Origin of the sequence: Curtobacterium sp. MCSS17_005, assembly GCF_003234225.2 — a bacterium.
Taxonomy (GTDB): Bacteria; Actinomycetota; Actinomycetes; order Actinomycetales; family Microbacteriaceae; genus Curtobacterium; species Curtobacterium flaccumfaciens.
Genome location: NZ_CP126258.1, coordinates 922,281 through 936,294 on the forward strand (window position 1 = coordinate 922,281; position 14,014 = coordinate 936,294).

Below are 14,014 nucleotides of genomic sequence, written 5' to 3' on the forward strand. Positions count from 1 at the left end.
CATGACCGACCAGACCGCACTCCAGTACACGGCCGACCACGAGTGGCTGCTCGTCGAGGGCGACACCGTCACCGTCGGCATCACCGACCACGCCGCCGAGCAGCTCGGTGACGTCGTCTACGTCGAGCTCCCCGCCGTCGGCACCGCCACCACCGCCGGCGACCAGATCGGCGAGATCGAGTCGACCAAGAGCGTCGGCGAGCTCTTCGCCCCGATCGAGGGCGAGGTCGTCGCGGTCAACGACGCCGTCGTCGACACCCCCGACACCGTCAACCAGGACCCGTTCGGTGCCGGCTGGCTCGTGAAGATCAAGGTCGACGGCACCTCGTTCCCCGAGGACCTGATGGACCACGACGCGTACCGGGCCTCCATCGCATGACCGCGTTCGAGAACCTCCAGACGAACTTCGCCGACCGCCACATCGGCACCACCCCGGCCGACCAGCAGGCCATGCTCGACGTCGTCGGGCAGCCGTCGCTCGACGCCCTGGTCCGTGCGGCGATCCCGGAGTCCATCCACGTCGGCCCCGTCGCCGACTCGGTGATCCCGGCTGCCGTCGGCGAGACCGAGGCGCTCGCCGAACTCCGCGCGAAGGCCGGCCGCAACACCGTCCGTCGCGCCATGATCGGCCTCGGCTACCACGGCACCCACACGCCCGCGGTGATCCAGCGCAACGTGCTCGAGAACCCGAGCTGGTACACGGCGTACACGCCCTACCAGCCGGAGATCTCGCAGGGCCGCCTCGAAGCACTGATCAACTTCCAGACGATGGTGTCCGACCTGACCGGCATGGCCACCGCCGGCGCCTCGATGCTCGACGAGGGCACCGCCGTGGTCGAGGGCATGCTCCTCGCCCGCCGCGCGTCCAAGGTCAAGGGCGACGCGTTCCTCGTCGACGCCGACCTGCTGCCGCAGACCCGTGCACTGCTCGACCACCGTGCCGACGCCGTGGGCATCACGCTGCGCGCGTTCGACGCTGCTGACGGCCCGAGCGACGACCAGCTCGACGGTGCGTTCGGCGTCATCCTGCAGTACCCGGGCGCCTCGGGCCGCATCGTCGACCCGTCGTCCGTCATCGAGCGGGTCCACGCCGGTGGCGGCATCGCCGTCGTCGCGGCCGACCTGCTCGCGATGACCCTGCTCGCCAGCCCCGGCGACCTGGGTGCCGACGTGGCCGTCGGGACGAGCCAGCGCTTCGGCGTCCCGCTCGGCTTCGGTGGCCCGCACGCCGGCTACCTCGCGGTGCGCGCCGGCCTCGAGCGTCAGCTCCCCGGTCGCCTGGTCGGGGTGTCCTTCGACGCCGACGGTCAGATGGCCTACCGCCTCAGCCTGCAGACCCGCGAGCAGCACATCCGCCGCGAGAAGGCGACGAGCAACATCTGCACCGCGCAGGTCCTGCTCGCCGTGATGGCCTCGATGTACGCGGTCTACCACGGGCCCGAGGGCCTGCGGTTCATCGCCGGCCGGGTCGCGCGGACCACCGGTGCGCTCGCCGCCGTGGCGCGTGACGCCGGGGTCGAGGTCGTGCACGACGCCTTCTTCGACACGCTCACCCTGCGGGCCGTCGGTCGCGCCGAGGCGATCGTCGCGGCAGCGCAGGACGCCGGCTACCTGCTGCACGTCGTGGACGCCGACACGTTCCAGCTGTCCGTCGACGAGACGACCACGCCCGACGACGTCGTGGCGCTCGCGGGCGTGCTCGGGGCGGTGGACGTGACCGTCCCCGCGACCGAGACCGCCGTGCGCGACGCGGCCACGGGCCTCCCGGCCGCCCTGCAGCGCGAGAGCGACTACCTGACGCACCCCGTGTTCAGCGCACACCGCAGCGAGACCCGCATGATGCGGTACCTCAAGCACCTGTCCGACAAGGACTACGCGCTCGACCGCGGCATGATCCCGCTCGGCAGCTGCACGATGAAGCTCAACGCGGCGACCGAGATGGCCGCCGTGACCTGGCCGGAGTTCGCGAACATCCACCCGTTCGCACCGCGCGAGGACGTCGAGGGGTACCTCGACATGATCGGCGACCTCGAGTCGTGGCTCGCCGAGGTCACCGGCTACGACACCGTGTCCCTGCAGCCGAACGCCGGCAGCCAGGGTGAGCTCGCCGGCCTGCTGGCCATCCGCGGGTACCACCAGGCCAACGGCGACAGCGAGCGTACGGTCTGCCTGATCCCGTCGAGCGCGCACGGCACGAACGCCGCGTCCGCCGTGCTCGCCGGCATGAAGGTCGTCGTCGTGGCCTGCGACGAGAACGGCAACGTCGACCTCGAGGACCTCCGGGCCCGCGTCGCCGCCCATGCCGACACCCTCGCGGCCCTGATGATCACGTACCCGTCGACCCACGGCGTCTACGAGCACGACATCCGCGAGATCTGCGACGCCGTGCACGACGCCGGCGGCCAGGTCTACGTCGACGGCGCGAACCTCAACGCGCTGCTGGGCCACGCCCGCTTCGGCGACTTCGGCGGCGACGTGTCGCACCTCAACCTGCACAAGACCTTCTGCATCCCGCACGGCGGTGGTGGCCCCGGCGTGGGACCCGTCGCCGCGAAGGCGCACCTGGCACCGTTCCTGCCCGGCCACCCGTTCGCGCAGCAGGCCGACCGGCGCTCCGGTGCGACCGCTGCCGAGGCGGACGACCGCCTGGCCCACGCCGGCGGCCCGGTCAGTGCGGCGCCGTACGGCAGCCCGAGCATCCTGCCCATCACGTGGACCTACGTCCGGATGATGGGGCTCGAGGGCCTCACCCGTGCGACCGAGGCCGCGGTCCTCGGGGCGAACTACATCGCTGCTCGTCTGCGCGACGCGTTCCCGGTGCTGTACACGGGCGACGACGGACTGGTCGCGCACGAGTGCATCCTCGACCTCCGCCCGCTGCGTGACACCACCGGCATCACGGTCGACGACGTCGCGAAGCGCCTGGTCGACTACGGGTTCCACGCGCCGACGATGTCGTTCCCGGTGGCGGGCACGCTCATGGTCGAACCGACCGAGAGCGAGGACCTCGCCGAGCTCGACCGCTTCGTCGACGCCATGCTCGCGATCCGGGCCGAGGCCGCGGCGGTCGAGCGCGGTGAGTGGCCGGCGGACGACAACCCGCTCGTGCACGCCCCGCACACGGCCTCGTCGGTGATCTCGGGGGAGTGGGCGCACGCCTACACCCGCGAGCAGGCCGTCTACCCGCTGCCGGGCATCAGCGGCCGGAAGTACTGGCCCCCGGTGCGTCGCATCGACCAGGCGTACGGGGACCGCAACCTGGTGTGCGCCTGCCCGCCGATCGAGGCGTTCGCCTGATCCCGACCGGCGCCGACACCCCGTCGTCGCCGCGCACCTCGTGCCCCGTCCGATCCTCCGGGCGGGGCACGGTCGTGTCCGGCCGGTGGCACGGTCGCGTCTCGGGTGGTCACAACACCCCGCTCAGTTCCGCCGAGCGGTCACGAACCGTCGTCCGGACCCACGCCGACCGACAGTTCGTGACCACTCGGCGCGCCACCCACGGCAGGTCTTGACCGCTCGGCGCAGCCCCGGAACCGTACCCCTGAGCGATGCTCGGCCGTCCCCCGACTTGCACAGAAGTGTGACGGAGTGCAATGGATTTCATGCGGATGCAACAAAAACGCACTCTTTACCGGCACGCGCGCGAATGTTGCATCTTCTCGCAAGGATCGTGCAAGTTGGTTACCGGCGTGTAACCGTTCGCCCCTGGGTTTGGACGCCGCTGTTCACCTTGCCTACAGTGCAAAGGTCAAACGCGCCCGGGTGACACCGCTGTGCCCTGCGCGTCCCATGCACCAGGAGGAACCTTGATCAAGAAGCGCGCCGGGCTCTCAGCCCTCGCCGTGCTCGGGGCCACAGCACTCGCCCTGACCGCCTGCTCCAGCAACAGCTCGTCGAACGGCGGTGACTCGGGCTCGGCGAACGCGTCCGGGATCGTCACCACGAACGGCAGCGAGCCGCAGAACCCGCTGATCCCGTCGAACACCACCGAGACCGGTGGCGGCAAGATCATCGACTCGCTCTTCGAAGGCCTCGTCTCGTACGACGCCGACGGCAAGCCGGTCAACGAGGTCGCCAAGAGCATCGACACCGATGACTCGAAGACGTTCGACATCACGCTGAACACCAACTACACCTTCACCAACGGCGAGAAGGTCACGGCCGAGTCGTTCACCAAGGCGTGGAACTGGGCAGCCCAGAAGTCGAACGCCCAGGGCGCCAGCTACTTCTTCGAGAACATCGAGGGCTACAACGCCGACAAGGACTCCGAGCTCACCGGCCTCAAGGTCGTGGACGACGACGAGTTCACCGTCACGCTGAAGTCGGCGCAGTCCGACTTCCCGCTGTCGCTCGGCTACTCGGCGTTCGTGCCGCTCCCGTCGGCGTTCTACGACGACACCAAGGCGTTCGGTGAGAACCCGATCGGCAACGGTCCGTACAAGCTCGACGGTAAGAAGGCCTGGACGCACAACCAGTCCATCAAGCTCGTCACCAACAAGGACTACGAGGGCAAGCGCAAGCCGAAGAACGGTGGTCTCACGATCACGTTCTACGCCTCGCAGGACACCGCGTACTCCGACGCCCAGGGCGGCAACCTCGACGTCCTCGACGCCGTGCCGGACAGCGCGTTCAAGACCTACAAGTCCGACTTCCCGGACTCGAACGTCAACCAGCCCGCCGCGATCTTCCAGGCGATCTACCTGCCCTACTACCTCGACCACTGGAAGGGTGAAGAGGGCAAGCTGCGTCGCGAGGCCGTCTCGATGGCGATCAACCGCAAGCAGATCACCGACAAGATCTTCGACGGCACCCGCACCCCGGCCAAGGACTTCACCTCCCCGGTGATCGCCGGCTGGAACGACGACCTCGACGGTTCGGACGTCCTGGACTACGACGAGTCCGAGGCCAAGAAGCTCTGGGCCGAGGCCGACAAGATCTCGAAGTACGACGACACGCTCACCATCACGTACAACGCCGATGGTGGCCACGAGGCCTGGGTGACCGCGGTCACGAACTCGATCTCGAACACGCTCGGCATCAAGGCCGAGGGCAACGCGATCCCGACGTTCCAGGAAGCCCTGGACCTCCAGACGAACGACAAGCTCACGGGCGGGAGCCGCACCGGTTGGCAGGCCGACTACCCGTCGCTGTACAACTTCCTCGGCCCGACCATGGGTGAGGGCTCGTCGAACAACTACTCGCGGTACGACTCCAAGGAGTACAACGAGCTGCTCGCCAAGGGCCGTTCGGCTGCGACCGTCGAAGAGGGCAACAAGTCCTTCGACCAGGCACAGGAACTCCTGTTCGAGGACCTGCCCGAGATCCCGCTCTGGTACTCCAACGTGACCGGTGTCTGGAACGCGGACAACGTGTCGAACGTCAAGTTCGGCTGGAACTCGGTGCCGCTGTACTACGACATCGAGGTCAACAACTGATCCAGGTCTCCTAGAGACCGAAGCGCGAGCAGGTATCCTGCTTCGCGATCACCGGACGGGGGTTCGGGGACCGCACAGGTCCCCGAACCCCCGTACCACGGTGACAACACCCCCACACAGCGGGCGCCCTCCCGCACCGGACATCCGTGCCGACCCTCGGACCGTCCACCCCTCACCACAATGAACCTGATCGACATCGCTCCGGACCGGGCAGTGATCTGATGCTCTGGTACCTCGGCAAGCGCCTCCTGCAACTCATCCCCGTGTTCTTCGGGGCCACGTTCCTCATCTACTTCCTGGTCTTCTCGCTGCCCGGCGACCCGATCGCCGCGCTGTTCGGCGACCGGCAGCCGTCGCCGCAGGTCATCGAGACGCTGCGTCAGCAGTACAACCTCGACAAGCCGTTCATCGTGCAGTACCTGCTCTGGATCGGCGGCGTGTTCCGCGGCGACCTCGGCGTGACCTACTCGGGTCTGCCGGTCAGCCAGCAGCTGGCATCGGCCTTCCCGATCACCGCGCGCCTGGCGATCCTCGCGCTCGTGTTCGAGGCCGTCGCCGGCATCGTCGTCGGCGTCATCGCGGGTCTGCGCAAGGGCAAGCTGTTCGACGCCACCGCGCTCGTCGTGTCGCTCCTGCTCATCTCGGTGCCGACCTTCGTCGTCGGGTTCGTGCTGCAGTACGTCTTCGGCATCAAGCTCGGACTGTTCCGGGTCACGGTGTCCGGCGAGGCGCCGTGGAGTGAACTCGTCCTGCCGGCGATCGTCCTCGCCTCGGTCTCGTTCGCGTACATCGTGCGTCTGACCCGGGCCAGCGTCGCCGAGAACATGAGTGCCGACTTCGTGCGGACCGCCACGGCCAAGGGGCTGCCCCGTCGTCGTGTCGTCGGCGTGCACATCTTCCGGAACTCGCTCATCCCCGTGGTGACCTACCTGGGTGTCGACATCGGCAACCTGATGGTCGGCGCGATCGTCACCGAGGGCATCTTCAACATCAACGGTGTCGGCGGCACGGTGTTCCGCGCCGTCAAGCTCGGCGAGGGCCCGACGGTGGTCTCCTTCGTCGCCGTGATGGTCATCATCTTCATGCTCGCCAACCTCCTGGTGGACCTGCTCTACGCCGTCCTGGACCCGAGGATCCGCTATGCCAAGTAACGCCGCACCCCGCTCGGCGACGCACTACGTCGCCCCGCTCGAAGAAACCCCCCTGCAGGCGGTCGACCAGGTCAACGAGGACGAGAAGACCCGTTCCCTGTGGACCGATGCCTGGGAGTCGATGCGGACCCGCCCGACGTTCTGGATCTCCTCGATCCTGATCCTGCTGATCATCGTCGTCGCGGTCTTCCCGGGGCTCTTCGCCCACGTCGACCCGCGGGCGTCGAACCTCGACAACAGTGACGGCGGACCCGAGGCCGGGCACATCCTCGGCTTCACGCGTCAGGGCTCGGACGTCTACGCCCGCGTGATCTGGGGTGCCCAGAACTCGCTCATCGTCGGCATCGTCGCGACGATCCTGGTGTCGATCGTCGGCATCGTGATCGGGTCCCTGGCCGGCTTCTACGGCGGCTGGCTCGACACGATCGTGTCCCGCATCGGTGACATCTTCTTCTCGATCCCCACCGTCCTCGGTGCGATCGTGATCATGTCCGTCATCCCCGCGCGCAACGCGATCACCGTCGCGCTCGTCCTCGCGGCCTTCGCGTGGCCGCAGATCGCCCGCATCATGCGCGGTGCCGTGCTGAGCGCCAAGCAGGCCGACTACGTCATGGCGTCGGCGGCCCTTGGCGTCAGCCGGTTCCGGACGCTCGTGCGCCACGTCATCCCGAACTCGCTGGCTCCGGTCATCGTGGTCGCGACCGTGTCGCTCGGCACGTTCATCGTCGCCGAGGCGACGCTGTCGTTCCTCGGCATCGGTCTGCCGCCGTCGGCCCTCAGCTGGGGCCTCGACATCGGCACCGCCCAGACGTCGATCCGCACGAACCCGTCGACGATCTTCTGGCCGTCGGCTGCCCTGTCCATCACCGTGCTCGCGTTCCTGCTCCTCGGTGACGTGGTGCGCGACGCGCTCGACCCGAAGGCGAGGGCCCGCCGATGAGCGAGACACTGACCCAGACGAACAGCAGCCGCACCGGTGGTTCCGGCGCGCCGCTGCTCGAGATCACCGACCTGCAGGTCGGCTTCAAGACGCAGAGCGGCCTCGTGCAGGCCGTCCGCGGCGTCAACCTCACCCTCGAGCAGGGCGAGCGCCTGGCCATCGTCGGCGAGTCCGGTTCGGGCAAGTCGACGAGCGCCCAGGCGATCATCAAGCTGCTCCCCGGCACCGGTGAGGTCACCGGCGGCTCGATCAAGTTCAACGGGCGCGAGCTCGTCGGACTGAGCGACAAGGAGATGTCGGAGATCCGCGGGAAGGAGATCGGCTACGTCCCCCAGGACCCGATGTCGAACCTCAACCCGCTGTGGTCGATCGGTTTCCAGGTCGAAGAGGCGATCCGTGCGAACGGCATGGCGACCGGCAAGAAGGCCGTCCGCGACCGTGCCGTCGAGGTCCTGCAGGAAGCCGGCCTCGGCGACGCGTCGACCCGCCTGAAGCAGTACCCGCACGAGTTCTCCGGCGGCATGCGCCAGCGCGTGCTCATCGGCATCGGTCTGTCGAGCCGCCCGCAGCTGCTCATCGCCGACGAGCCGACGAGTGCGCTCGACGTCACCGTCCAGCGCGTCATCCTCGACCACCTCGAGAGCCTGACCCGCGACTTCGGCACCTCGGTGCTGTTCATCACGCACGACCTCGGCCTCGCCGCCGAGCGCGCCGAGAAGCTCGTCGTGATGTACAAGGGCCAGGTCGTCGAGGCCGGTCCCTCGAAGGAGATCCTGGCCAACCCGCAGCACCCGTACACGCAGCGTCTCGTCGCGGCGGCCCCGTCGCTGGCCAGCCGTCGCATCCAGTCGAAGGTGCAGCACGAGCGGGTCGACATCGCCGACGCCGGCAACGACGACGCCGAGCTGATCGCCCGGGCCCAGGAGCGCGAGCACCGCCCGGCCGAGGACCTCATCGTGGTGAAGAACCTCGAGAAGGTCTACAAGCTGCGCGGCAAGAGCCTGGCCACCCGCGAGCTCAAGGCCGTCGACGACGTGTCGTTCTCGATCCAGAAGGGCACCACCACGGCGCTCGTGGGTGAGTCCGGTTCGGGCAAGTCGACCGTCGCGAAGCTCGTCCTGCAGCTCGAGAGCATCACGAGCGGCACCGTGCAGTTCGACGGCATCGACATCGGCGCGCTGAAGGGCAAGGACCTCTTCGACTTCCGCCGCCGCGTGCAGCCGGTGTTCCAGGACCCGTACGGCTCCCTGGACCCGATGTACAACGTCGGGAACACGATCGCCGAGCCGCTCGCCACGCACAAGGTGGGCGACAAGGCCTCGCGTCGCGCGCGGGTGCTCGAGCTGCTCGATCAGGTCGCGCTGCCGAAGTCGATGGTGAACCGCTACCCGAACGAGCTGTCCGGTGGCCAGCGACAGCGCATCGCCGTCGCCCGCGCGCTGGCGCTCAAGCCGGAGGTCATCGTCCTCGACGAGGCCGTCTCCGCGCTCGACGTGCTCGTGCAGGGGCAGATCCTCGACCTGCTCACCGAGCTGCAGACCGATCTCGGCCTGACGTACCTGTTCATCACGCACGACCTCGCGGTCGTCCGCCTCGTCGCGGACAACGTGTGCGTGATGCGCCGTGGGCAGATCGTCGAGAAGGCGACGACCGACGAGGTCTTCGCCGCCCCGAAGGAGCAGTACACGAAGGACCTCCTGGCCGCCATCCCCGGTGCCGGGTTCGAGTTCGGACGCTGATCCACCTGGACACGAACGAGGCCGGACGCCCCGTCGTCCTCCGCGCTGGTCGCGGGGGCGCGGTGGCGTCCGGCCTCGTCGCCGTCCTGGGCTTGTTCCTGCTCGGCGATGCGGCGTTCCGGGGGAGCTGGGACGTCGTCCTCCGGGCCGCCGGCCCGATCGCCGTGCTCGTCTGGGCGCTCTGGGTCCTGACCTACCGCCCGTGCATCGTCATCGACGAGCGCGCCGTCACCGTGGTCAACCCGCTCCGCCGCACCGTGGTGCCCTGGCAGGCCGTCGCCGACGTCCGGCTCCGCTGGCAGATCGTGATCGAGACGGTCGCCGGCCGGAAGGTGCAGTGCTGGGGCGGTCCGTCGCTGCCGCGGCCGAAGCCGGCCCGGCGCGGTGAGCGGGCCGTCCTGCGACAGCCCGACGAGATGACGGTGCTGCTCGACCGCTGGTCCGAGCACCGCGACGGCACCGGCGCCGGCGACCCCGTGCGCGGCTGGGACGTGCCGGCCCTGGCGGTCGGCGCAGCGGCGCTGGCGCTGCTCGCCGCTTCGCTGCTCAGCCTGTGGCTGGGAGCCTGACGCGGCTCGCGATCGGGACGACAGGACGGACGGGAGGCCCGGCGCACGACGTGTGCCGGGCCTCCCGTCCGTCTGCTGGTCACGTCCACGGCGTGACCAGCGTCGTCAGACGACCGCGTCGACCCGCTCGGTGAGCAGGTGCTCCTGGTCGGTCTGGATGCAGGCGACTCCGCGGCCGTGCACGGGCTCGAGACCCGGGTCGATCGTGCGGCACTGCTCCTGCCGGCCCTCGTCGAGGAGTTGGTAGAGCGGGCAGCGCGTGCGGAACCGGCAGCCGTCGATGCGCTCCGTGGGGGAGGGCAGGTCGCCCTCGAGCAGGATGCGCCCGCGGGCGGCCTCGGCCATCGGGTCCGGCACCGGCACGGCCGACAGCAGGGCCCGGGTGTACGGGTGCTGCGGGTCCGAGAAGACCGCGTCGCCGTCGCCGTACTCGACGATGCGGCCGAGGTACATGACCGCGACGTCGTCGGCGATGTGCCGGACGACGGACAGGTCGTGCGCCACGAACAGGTAGGACAGCCCGAGGCGGTGCTTGAGGTCCTCGAGCAGGTTGATCACACCGGCTTGCACCGAGACGTCGAGCGCGGAGACCGGCTCGTCGAGCACCAGGATCTTCGGCTCGACGATGAGCGCACGGGCGATGCCGATGCGCTGCCGCTGGCCGCCGGAGAACTCGTGCGGGTACCGGTCGATGTAGCTCGGCTCGAGCCCGACCAGCTCGAGGACCTCGCGCACCCGCCGGCGGATCTCGTCCTTCGCGACGCCGTGCACGGTGAGGGGCTCGCCGATCACCGAGCCGATGTCGAGGCGCGGGTCGATCGACGCCATCGGGTCCTGGAACACGACCTGGATGTCGCGGCGCAGGGCCAGACGGTCCTTCTTGGACAGCGAGGCGGTGTCGACGCCGTTCACCCGGATGGTGCCGTGCTGGGCACCGGCGAGCTCGAGGATCTCCATGATGGTGGTCGTCTTGCCGCAGCCGGACTCGCCGACCAGACCGAGCACCTGGCCGCGCTTGAGCGTCAGGGAGATGCCGTCCACCGCGTGCACCTCGCCGATCTGCCGGCGGAAGAGCGCGCCCTTGGTGAGCGGGAACGTCTTGACGACGTCCTGCAGCTCGAGCACGACCTCGTCGCCGTGGTCGACCGCTGCCTCGGGGACGTCCTCGGGGCGGGGGAAGATCTCCGAGCGCTCGAGGGTGCCCGCGGCGATCTCGTCGCGACGGATGCACGCGGCGGTGTGGTCGTCGAGCAGGGTGCCGTTGCCGATCGTCTGGACGGCGCCGGTCAGGACCGGGTTGTCGGCGCTCTGCGGCACCGACGGTGCGACGAGGGCGGGTTCGCCGTCGCGGCAGGCGTCGATGACGGCGGGGCAGCGGTCGGCGAACGGGCAGCCGGTCGGCTTCTGCGTGAGCAGGGGCGGGCGGCCGTCGAGCGGGACGAGCCGCTCGGTGCGGGCGGACGTCATGTTCGGCATCGAGCGGAGCAGCCCGATCGTGTACGGCATCACTGGTTCACGGAACAGGGGGAGCACCGGCGCCGTCTCGACGATCCGGCCGGCGTACATCACGGCGACGCGGTCGGCGTTGCCGGCGACGACGCCGAGGTCGTGCGTGATGAGCACGACGGCCGCACCGGTCATGTCCTTGGCGGTCTGCAGCACGTCGAGGATCTGCGCCTGGATCGTCACGTCGAGCGCCGTGGTGGGCTCGTCCGCGATGATCAGCTTCGGGTCGTTCGCGATGGCGGTGGCGATCATCGCGCGCTGGCGCATGCCGCCGGAGAACTCGTGCGGGAACGCGTCGAGTCGTCGCGCCGGGTTCGGGATGCCGACGATGCGCAGGAGTTCCTCGGCGCGGGTGCGTGCGGCGTGCTGGGTGAGGGAGCGGTCGTGCAGGCGCAGGCCCTCGATGATCTGCTGGCCGATCGTGTACACCGGCGTCAGGGCGGACAGCGGGTCCTGGAACACCATCGCGATGTCCCGGCCGCGCAGCGCCGACATCTCGCGGTCGTTCCTGCCGACGAGCTCCTGGCCGTCGAACCGGATGCTGCCCTGCACCTGGGCGGACGACGGCAGCAGGCCCATCACGGCCATCGAGGACACCGACTTGCCGGAACCCGACTCGCCCACGATGCCGAGGAACTCACCGGGGGCCACCGAGTAGTCGACGCCCCGGACCGCGTAGACGGGCTTGGTCTTCGGGTTGAACGTGACCGACAGGTCGGACACGGTGAGCAGCGGCTCAGTCACGGTTGGCTCCGGAGGTGGGGTCGATGGCGTCGCGCAGGGCGTCGCCGAGCAGGCTGGTCGAGAGCACGGTCGCGACGAGCGTCGCGGCGGGCAGGACGAACAGCCACGGGCGGGTGACGGCGGACTGGCTGCCGGCGGCGAGCAGGGTGCCGAGCGAGACGTCGGGGATCTGGATGCCGAAGCCGAAGAAGCTCAGCGAGCTCTCCGCCAGGATCGCGGCGCCGACGCCGAGCGTCGCGTCGATGATGAGCAGCGACGCCACGTTCGGCAGGATGTGCCGGCGGATGATCGTGAACGCCGGGACGCCCATGAACCGGGCGGCCTTGACGTAGTCGCGCTCGCGCAGGGACATCGTCTGCCCGCGGATCACCCGGGCCATCACCATCCAGCTGAACACCGCGAGGCCGACGATGAGGGCCACCCACGTCAGGTTCTTGAAGACCGGGCTGAGCAGCACGAGCGCGTAGAACGACGGGATCACGAGCAGCAGGTCGATGACCCACACGAGCAGCCGGTCGGTGACGCCGCCGAAGTACCCGGCGATCGCGCCGACGATGCCGGCGATCAGGGTCGCCGCCGGCCCGGCGATCAGGCCGATGAGCAGCGACTTCTGCAGGCCGACCAGGGTCTGCGCGTAGATGTCCTGGCCGATGTCGTTCGTGCCGAACCAGTGCGCGGCGCTCGGCGGCATGCCGAACGCCAGTCCGTCGGAGTCGACGGCGTTCCAGTGGTACAGGTACGGGCCGAGGAACGCCCAGAGGATGATGAGGAGCAGGGCGCTGCCGCCGATGCGCGCGCGCCAGGTGCCGAACACCTTGCGCCAGAGCGGGGTGCGGCCGCCCGTCACCTCGATGACGTGCGCCGGCGTCCCGGCGTTGCCGTCGCCGGGGTCACCGGCGGTGGTCGTGGTCGTGGGGTCGAGAACAGACACGGGTCACACCCTCACTCGCGGGTCGAGCGCGGCGTACAGCAGGTCCGCGAGGGTCCCTGCGATGAGCACGAGGATCGCCGTGAAGAGGATCGTGCCCGATGCCGCGTTGATGTCGTTGTTGCTGATGCTCTGGACGAAGTACTCGCCCATGCCGTGCCAGCTGAAGACCAGCTCGGTGATGCTCGCGCCGGTCAGGATGAGTCCGAACGAGTACGCGAAGAAGGTCGACATCGGGATGAGGGCGACCCGCACGCCGTGGCGCATGATCGCCGACCCGCGGGTGCGGCCCTTCGAGCGTGCGGTGCGGATGAAGTCGTTCGACAGCACGTCGAGCATCGCCGAGCGCTGGTAGCGCGAGTACGTGGCGACGGCGCCGATCGTCAGCGAGATCGTCGGTAACAACAGGTGCCCGAGCCGGTCGCCGAGCACCGGGAAGAACCCGGTCACCCCCGGCGTGTACTCACCGGTGAACCGGATCACCTGCGTCCCGACGCCCTGGTTGAGCGTGGTCGCGAGGATCATCAGCACGACCGCGATGACGAAGGTCGGGGTGGCGAGCACCGCGAACGACAGGTACGTCGAGACCTGGTCGGAGGTGCGGTACTGGCGGACCGCGTTCCAGACGCCGAGGAGCACCCCGAGGATCGCGCCGAGCAGTGTGCCGATCACGAGCAGCCGCAGGCTCGTCCCGGAGCGGGCGATGATGTCGGCCGTCACCTCGGTGCCGCGGGTGCTCATGCCGAGCGAGCCGTGTGTCACCAGACCGACCCACCAGTCCCAGGTGCGGACCAGGAGCGGGGTGTCCGGATCGGCGCCGAGCTTGCGGAGCGACGCCTCGATGGTGCCCTGCGGCACGGCCGGGTTGCGCCCCAGGAACCGGGCGGCCGGGTTGAGCGTCGTGCTGGCGAGGATGTACCCGAGCGTGGTCGCCACGATCGTCAGCACGATGTAGTTGACGATCCGCTTTGCGATGAAGGCGAGCATGTGGTTCGTGACCTC

At 69.2% G+C, this 14,014-nt stretch carries 10 protein-coding genes; 7 read left to right on the top strand and 3 right to left on the bottom strand.

What is annotated here, in order from left to right; all coding sequences use genetic code 11:
* Nucleotide 1: 1 nt before the first annotated feature.
* From gcvH to DEJ20_RS04605, 7 genes are all read left to right on the top strand, one after another.
* Complete coding sequence (gene gcvH, locus DEJ20_RS04575) at nt 2-379, top strand: glycine cleavage system protein GcvH (RefSeq protein ID WP_111094739.1); 378 nt, start codon at nt 2-4, stop codon at nt 377-379.
* The gene (gcvP, locus tag DEJ20_RS04580) at nt 376-3,297 is read left to right on the top strand and encodes an aminomethyl-transferring glycine dehydrogenase (RefSeq protein WP_111235432.1); all 2,922 of its coding nucleotides are present in this window, start codon (nt 376-378) and stop codon (nt 3,295-3,297) included. The genes gcvH and gcvP overlap by 4 nt, the downstream gene beginning before the upstream one ends.
* 509 nt (nt 3,298-3,806) lie before the next feature.
* On the top strand, nt 3,807-5,435 hold the full coding sequence (locus DEJ20_RS04585; RefSeq protein ID WP_111235433.1) for a peptide ABC transporter substrate-binding protein: 1,629 nt from the start codon (nt 3,807-3,809) through the stop codon (nt 5,433-5,435).
* A gap of 221 nt (nt 5,436-5,656) precedes the next feature.
* Nucleotides 5,657-6,586, top strand: coding sequence for an ABC transporter permease (locus DEJ20_RS04590; protein WP_027464553.1), 930 nt, complete (start codon nt 5,657-5,659; stop codon nt 6,584-6,586).
* Complete coding sequence (locus DEJ20_RS04595) at nt 6,576-7,526, top strand: ABC transporter permease (protein ID WP_111235434.1); 951 nt, start codon at nt 6,576-6,578, stop codon at nt 7,524-7,526. The genes DEJ20_RS04590 and DEJ20_RS04595 overlap by 11 nt, the downstream gene beginning before the upstream one ends.
* Complete coding sequence (locus tag DEJ20_RS04600; protein WP_111235435.1) at nt 7,523-9,265, top strand: dipeptide ABC transporter ATP-binding protein; 1,743 nt, start codon at nt 7,523-7,525, stop codon at nt 9,263-9,265. Before DEJ20_RS04595 ends, DEJ20_RS04600 begins: the two co-directional genes overlap by 4 nt.
* A gap of 62 nt (nt 9,266-9,327) precedes the next feature.
* Nucleotides 9,328-9,834: a PH domain-containing protein gene (locus DEJ20_RS04605; protein WP_181431551.1), complete on the top strand. Its 507-nt coding sequence runs from the start codon at nt 9,328-9,330 to the stop codon at nt 9,832-9,834.
* A gap of 105 nt (nt 9,835-9,939) precedes the next feature.
* On the opposite strand, the gene DEJ20_RS04610 is transcribed toward DEJ20_RS04605, so the two are convergent.
* Genes DEJ20_RS04610 through DEJ20_RS04620 form a run of 3 tightly spaced genes read right to left on the bottom strand, consistent with a single transcriptional unit; the run spans nt 9,940 to nt 13,999 of the window.
* Nucleotides 9,940-12,084: an ABC transporter ATP-binding protein gene (locus tag DEJ20_RS04610; RefSeq protein ID WP_111235437.1), complete on the bottom strand. Its 2,145-nt coding sequence runs from the start codon at nt 12,082-12,084 to the stop codon at nt 9,940-9,942.
* A complete protein-coding gene (locus DEJ20_RS04615) occupies nt 12,077-13,015 on the bottom strand; it encodes an ABC transporter permease (RefSeq protein WP_111235438.1) in 939 nt (312 codons plus the stop codon). Before DEJ20_RS04615 ends, DEJ20_RS04610 begins: the two co-directional genes overlap by 8 nt.
* Nucleotides 13,016-13,018: 3 nt before the next feature.
* Entirely contained in the window at nt 13,019-13,999 is a 981-nt protein-coding gene (locus DEJ20_RS04620; protein WP_111235439.1) for an ABC transporter permease, read from the bottom strand.
* Nucleotides 14,000-14,014 lie beyond the last annotated feature (15 nt).